The organism is Deltaproteobacteria bacterium (assembly GCA_019310525.1).
Taxonomy (GTDB): domain Bacteria; phylum Desulfobacterota; class DSM-4660; order Desulfatiglandales; family HGW-15; genus JAFDEE01.
Map to the genome: position 1 here is coordinate 38,325 of JAFDEE010000013.1, position 6,471 is coordinate 44,795.

Annotated in this window: 8 protein-coding genes; 7 read left to right on the forward strand and 1 reads right to left on the reverse strand. The window is 53.4% G+C overall.

Annotated features, from left to right (window positions below; translation table 11 throughout):
* The first annotated feature begins 2 nt into the window (after nt 1-2).
* The 7 genes from flgK to flgM all read left to right on the forward strand — a co-directional run bounded on the left by flgK (nt 3) and on the right by flgM (nt 5,897).
* Entirely contained in the window at nt 3-1,757 is a 1,755-nt protein-coding gene (flgK, locus tag JRF57_03750) for a flagellar hook-associated protein FlgK (protein MBW2302810.1), read from the forward strand.
* 14 nt (nt 1,758-1,771) lie between these two features.
* Nucleotides 1,772-2,698, forward strand: a complete 927-nt coding sequence (gene flgL, locus JRF57_03755) for a flagellar hook-associated protein FlgL (GenBank protein MBW2302811.1) — start codon at nt 1,772-1,774, stop codon at nt 2,696-2,698.
* A 123-nt stretch (nt 2,699-2,821) separates the two neighbouring features.
* Nucleotides 2,822-3,070: a carbon storage regulator CsrA gene (gene csrA, locus JRF57_03760; protein ID MBW2302812.1), complete on the forward strand. Its 249-nt coding sequence runs from the start codon at nt 2,822-2,824 to the stop codon at nt 3,068-3,070.
* Nucleotides 3,071-3,077: 7 nt separating this feature from the next.
* Entirely contained in the window at nt 3,078-3,509 is a 432-nt protein-coding gene (locus JRF57_03765; protein MBW2302813.1) for a flagellar assembly protein FliW, read from the forward strand.
* Nucleotides 3,510-3,727: 218 nt separating this feature from the next.
* Nucleotides 3,728-5,119 carry a sigma-54-dependent Fis family transcriptional regulator gene (locus JRF57_03770; protein MBW2302814.1) on the forward strand — a complete coding sequence of 464 codons (1,392 nt, stop codon included), beginning with the start codon at nt 3,728-3,730 and terminating at the stop codon, nt 5,117-5,119.
* Nucleotides 5,120-5,281: 162 nt separating this feature from the next.
* The gene (locus JRF57_03775) at nt 5,282-5,590 is read left to right on the forward strand and encodes a hypothetical protein (GenBank protein ID MBW2302815.1); all 309 of its coding nucleotides are present in this window, start codon (nt 5,282-5,284) and stop codon (nt 5,588-5,590) included.
* Complete coding sequence (gene flgM / locus JRF57_03780) at nt 5,577-5,897, forward strand: flagellar biosynthesis anti-sigma factor FlgM (protein ID MBW2302816.1); 321 nt, start codon at nt 5,577-5,579, stop codon at nt 5,895-5,897. The genes JRF57_03775 and flgM overlap by 14 nt, the downstream gene beginning before the upstream one ends.
* A gap of 68 nt (nt 5,898-5,965) precedes the next feature.
* On the opposite strand, the gene JRF57_03785 is transcribed toward flgM, so the two are convergent.
* Nucleotides 5,966-6,352, reverse strand: a complete 387-nt coding sequence (locus JRF57_03785; protein ID MBW2302817.1) for a hypothetical protein — start codon at nt 6,350-6,352, stop codon at nt 5,966-5,968.
* Between the last annotated feature and the right edge of the window lie 119 nt (nt 6,353-6,471).

Here is a 6,471-nt window from a genome sequence, read left to right on the forward strand (position 1 = left end):
TCATGAGCGGGATCGGACTAATCCTGAACGCCGCCAAAGACGCCTTGATGTCCCAGCAGTATGCCCTCGATGTGATAAGTCACAACGTGGCCAATGCCAACACCGAGGGATATTCAAGACAGACCCCCGTGCTATCGGCGAAAACCCCCGCCCCCTATGCGGGATTTATTCTCGGCCGGGGAGTGGAGTTGAGCGAGGTCATCAGGAATACCGACAGTTTCATTGAATCCCGGCTGCGGGAAAGGAATTCGGATCTCACCGCCATGAGCGAGAAGGAGGTCTATTTGAATGCTCTGGAAGGGGTCTTCAACGAGAATTCGGGCCGAAGCCTCAGCGCCCAGTTCGCCGACTTCTGGAACGCATGGCATGACTTGAGCAACAACCCATCCGGGTATGCGGAGAGGGATGTCGTTGTGGAGATGGGGTCACTCCTCGCCCAATCCTTCAAAGACCTTGCAGGGGACATGCAGCAGTTCGAGAGAGAGATCGGGCTTGCCCTGGACTCAGGGATTACAAAGATCAACCAGTTGACCAGCCAGATCGCGGATGTCAACGAGCAGATCATAAATCTCGAGATCATCGGGTCCGCCAACGATCTCCGGGACAAGCGCGACGCCCTGGTGATCGAGTTATCCAAGTATATCAACATCAAGGCCTTCGAGAACGAGGACGGAAACCTCACGGTCATGACCACCAGCGGATACACGCTGGTGGACAAGTCCAGCACCTACCAGCTCGAGCTTAGCGGAACGAATATTATGTGGGAGGGATCCGGCGGCGTGGACGTGAACATCACGGACTCGATCGAAGGGGGAAAGATGGGGGGATGGCTCGATATGCGGGATGAGATCCTCCCAAAATACGAGGCGGATCTGGACGAGCTGGCCAAGGCCGCCATCTGGGAAGTCAACAAAATCCACACCCAGGGGGTGGGCCTTGAGATCGTTCAGCCCGGAGACAGCCTTACAGGCACTTATACGTCTTCCACGACCCTTTCGGACCTGAACTTCGGAAGCAAGATCGATTATACGGGCTCTTTCACCCTATGGATCGGGGATGCAAACGGGGAGAACCTCCAGGATGTGACCATCAGTCTTGCGACCCTGAACGGATCATCCACCTTGACCGATCTGGCAACGAGCATCAACAACCAGATCTCGACGGCGGGTCTTTCCGGTGTGACAGCCTCCGTGTCCAACGATGCCCTGGTGCTTACGGCGGACGCGACCCATTCTTTCGCCTTCTCGGATGACAGCAGTTACATTCTCGCGGCCGTGGGGATCAATTCCTTTTTCAAGGGCAGCAGCGCCCAGACCATGGATGTAAATTCCCTGCTGAAAACGAATAAGGAATTCGTGGCGGCCGCCCGGGTGAATTCAACGACAGGGGCGTACGAGGCAGGAGACAACTCCAACGCCCTTGCAATGACCAACCTCCAGTACAACAATGTCAGCCTGAAGCGATGGACCTATGAAAGGGGCCAGACCGCTTCATCCCAGAACGTGTCCGATACCCTGGAGAACTATCTTCACACCCTCGTCGGGTCCATAGGGATCAAGACCCAGAGTATCGCGAGGGAGAAGGAATACAACCAGGTCATAGTAGATCAGCTCAATGCCACCAGGGACGGCATCGCCGCCGTATCCCTGGATGAGGAAATGACCAACCTGATCAAGTACCAGCATGGATACGCTGCGGCGGCCAAGTTGATCAGCACGGCGGATGAAATGCTCAAGACCCTGCTGGACACCCGATAGGGAGCATATAAGAGATGAGAATCGCCAACAAGACCCTGTATGACAACATCGTCAGCAACCTGAGCAAGACATCCACGGAGATGCTCAGGGCCAATCAGGTCGTGAGTTCGGGAAAACGGATCAACCGGCTGTCTGATGATCCCGTGGGCCTGGTGGCGGTCCTGGACCTTCGGTCTTCGCAGGCCCATGTCGAGCAACTGGAGAGGAACATAAACATGGGAAAGTCATGGCTCAACATGGGGGAATCCGCCCTGACCCAGATCGAAGACCTGCTTTCCCAGACCAAGGCCCTGTGCGTCCAGATGGCCAACGGCACCCAGGACGCCACCCAGCGCCGGAACGCGGCTACAGTTGTTGACGGCAGGCTCAGGCAGATCATTTCTTTGGCCAATACCCAGGTGAACGGGAGATACATTTTCGGGGGCACCCGGACCGACACCCAGCCCTTTGTCTTCAACGAGGGAGCCAGCCCGCCCAATGTGTCTTACCAGGGCAATGATACGGCCTTTTCGGTCAAGATCGGCAAAAACACGACGGTGGAGGTCGGGAGGGACGGAGAAACCATATTCGGGGATGACGGGATCGATTGGTCGGATCCCACCGACGGTGAGGATAACATTTTCAAGACTCTCCTCGATCTGAAGGATGCCTTAACCGGAAACGATGTGTCGGCCATCCAGGGAGCCATAAGCAAGATCGACAATCACCTGGCGACAGTGCGCACCATGATTTCCAATACAGGCGCCAGGACCATCCGATTGGAGGCCAAGGAAAACATCATCCAGGACCTGAAAGTGACTTACTCCGACAGAAAGTCGAAACTGGAAGACGCCGACCTTGCCAAGGCCATCATGGATCTCAAGAGCAAGGAAACCGCTTACCAGGCCGCCCTCGCCTCATCGGCCAGGGTGATGAATCTGAGCCTGGTGAACTACATATAATGCCGAGATGAGCGGTCCGACGCATAACGGGGGGAGCCGAGTCTCACCCGGTATACATTGGACGCTCCATCGATTTGATCTCCTCCCCGCCGGGAGGAGGGCTGGACGCCATGGAGGGTACCAGTGCTTGTTCTTACCAGGAAGGTGGATGAAAGCATTACCATCGGAAACGATGTGACCGTGACGGTCCTAGATATCCGTGGAAACCAGGTTCGGCTGGGTATCCAGGCCCCCAGGCACACCATCGTGAACCGCACGGAGATCTACGAAAGCATACTGCAGGAAAATATCAAGGCCTCACAGGCCCCCCGGGACCTGGAGGACATCCATGGGGTCCTCGATGAAGGGGACGATCTTGAGAAGGAGTCCTGATAAATCGATGCGGCGTATAGACACTACAAGATTCGGATCCATAGAGATTGAAGAAGAAAAGATCATCCATTTCCCCCAGGGAATACTCGGATTCCCGGAGCAGAAGGACTACATTCTCTTCCCCCATAAGCCGGACTCTCCTTTCTACTGGCTTCAATCAGTCACTAACCCTGAACTGGCCTTTGTTCTCACCAATCCTTTCCTGTTCTTCGAGGACTACCTCTCCAGGTTGACCCCGGCGGAGGAAGACCTCTTGAAGGCCGAAAACGGCGGTGAGGTCAATGTCTTCGTCCTGGTCACCATCCCCCAGGGAAAGGCGGAAGAAATGACGGCCAACCTTCTGGGCCCCCTGGTCATTGAGGTGGAAACCAGGGTGGGGCGGCAGGTCGTCCTTCCTAATTCAGGGTATTCCCACCGCCACCCCCTTCTGGGCGGTTGATTTCCCCGTCAAAATAGCCCCATCCATATCCCTGCAATAATACACAGCAGAGTCCCACTGCCTTTTCGCCGCAAAGAAAATGGAAAGAAAAAGACAGGAAAAGGCATGGATTGCAAAAAAAGTTATGTTAAAATATTGACATCCGTGGAGGTTTGAGCCAAAATATTGGCGTTTCTTGGGTTTCTGTTGGGATTCCAAATGCCCAGGGGGATGAAAATATGGCCGGAATAAAGATCTTGGTGGTGGATGATGAGGCCAAAATCAGGGATCAGTTCACCGAATTCCTCCAGCGTCATGAATTTGAAGTCAATGTTGCCGAAAACGGCGAGGTGGCCATAGGGGTCCTGGAGCAGGATTTCTATGATGTGGCCCTTATCGACCTGAATATGCCTAAAGTGGACGGAATGGCCGTATTGCGCCACCTGGTGGATCACCACAGCGATACCGTGGGCATTATCCTTACGGGTTACGCCACGATCCGGAACGCGGTGGAGGCCATGAAAATAGGGGCCTATGACTATTTGGCCAAACCGGTCAAAATGGAAGAGGTCCTGATGGTCATCCAGCGGGCCTTGGAATTCAGGGACTTGAGGCGGGAGAATCTGGCCCTGAAAAGGCAGTTGAAGCAGAAGTACCGATTTGAAAATTTCGTGGGTGACAGCCCTCAGATGGCAAAGGTCTTCAGAATCATCGAAAAGGTGGCGGACACGGACAGCACAGTCCTTATTCTGGGGGAGTCCGGAACTGGAAAAGAATTGGTGGCCCGGGCGATCCACTATCACAGTTACAGGCGTGACAAACCTATGATCCCGGTCAACTGTGGGGCTATTCCGGAGGAACTCCTGGAAAGCGAACTCTTCGGTCACGAGAAGGGCGCCTTCACAAATGCCATAAGGACCCGCATCGGGCGTTTCGAACTGGCAGACGGGGGAACGATATTTCTGGACGAGGTCGCTGAAATGAGTCCTCACCTTCAGGTCAAACTCCTTCGGGTGCTTCAGGAGCAGGAGTTTGAACGGCTGGGAGGAACCAAGACCATCAAGTGTGACGTCCGCATTCTTGCGGCCACCAATAAGAACCTGGAGAAGCTCATTGAGGACGGGACCTTCAGGGAAGATCTTTATTACCGTCTCAAGGTGATTCCCATCGAGATTCCCCCCTTGCGGGACAGGAGAAGCGATATCCCCCTGCTGGTTCATCACTTTCTGGAGAAGACCTCCAAGGCCAAGAAAAAGCCTATCAAGGGGGTGTCAAGGGAGGTCATGAACGCACTTACGCAGTATGATTGGCCCGGAAACGTGCGTGAACTTGAAAATATCGTAGAGCGTATGGTGATCCTGAGTGAGGGGGACACCTTGACCATAGACGATCTGCCGGAAAAGATTTCCAGGAAGCAGGCCCCCAACCTGGCGATCCAGACCTCGATCCCGGATGAGGGGTTCTCCCTCAGCCATGCCATCAACGAGTATGAACGCCAGTTGATCATAAGCGCCCTGGAAAAGGCCGACTGGGTGAAGAACAGGGCAGCAAAACTGTTGAATATGAACCGGACCACCCTGGTGGAGAAGATCAAGAAACAGGGAATTGAAAGGAATCGTATGGCGAACTGAATCCCTGGTGAAATCCTGGTGTGAGATCAGGAGGAACTCTCTTCGGCCCCGGATGGATACTGGGGCCGTTTTTGTTCGGGGGGGCCGGGGACCCGAAAAAAAATCAAAAATATTTTAAGATTCCCCGTGCTCTTGCCGATAGAGTGATTGGAGGTAAAACCCATGATCACCACATACCAGATACGAAACGTGTTGCGTGTTTACGGTGATCAACTCAAGAGGAGAAACACGATCATTCAGGAAGGGTTGAAGTCTTCCGAGCAGCCATACGACATGGTCAGTATTTCCATGGATGCCCGGAGAAAACAGATGATCAGCGAGATGTCCGGCCGTCTGATCTCCCAACTCACTCCTAAGGATCACCGGGAGGAGAACGAGGAAAAGGATTCCCCGGATAGTCGGGTTCATGCGGAAAGAGACGAATCCGATCGCGAAAACCCATTGTTGGAGAACAGGTATGAAAATAGATGACGGTTATAATAACAGGATACTATTCGATAGCGCCCGTGAAGCATCAGCGAGGAGAAGGGCTGAAGAACAGGAGCCCCAGTCCACTGGCGGCGAAGAAAAGAGGGTGTCCGGAACCGAAGTGGATCTTTCCAAGACATCGGTGGATTTCAGCAAGGCCGCCGAGGCCCTTGAAAAAGACGCCGTTGCGCGCGCGGAGAAGGTAGATCGGATAAAGACCATGATGGAAGCCGGTACCTACGAGATTGATTCCAAAAAAGTTGCGGACAAGATTCTTGAAGATGCCCTTGCCGGGTTTTTGGAGCCCTGAACAACCCGGTTTGCCCGAAACGACTAAGGCCGCCCTGAAAGGGCGGCCTTAGTCGTTTGCAGTCTGAATCAATTATAGAAGAAACTATCAAAATAGACCGTGTCCACGGGTTTTTCCAGGTGTTTGTTGACCAACTCGATCACCTTTTTTCTAATGGAAACAAAGTCCCTTTTTTCAAAATAAGATACCATTTCGGGATCATCCGCAGACATGAGAAGTTCGTGCTTTATCCTGGGCAGTTCCCTGATGAGGCGTTCCCGGTGCCGCTTATCCTTTGCGGGGATGGAGAAGGACAGCCTAAGGCTCTTGTCCCGGATGGTGGTGACCACCAGACATTCCACATTCCCGCCGGAGTGGCGGAAGGGCTCGAGGGTGATCTGGGGGATATGGATTTCTTCGCGGTAATTGTATAAGAATACGATGAGGCCGCCGAAGAAAATAATCAGAGATAACACAAAATAGGCTCTTCGACGTTTCATGTGGATTTAAGTAAAATATCAATTGGAGCAGCGATCAGGTAGATCATGGTAATAAAGGTTGCGGTATTTCGGTATCCTCTGGCACGAGCTCTTGC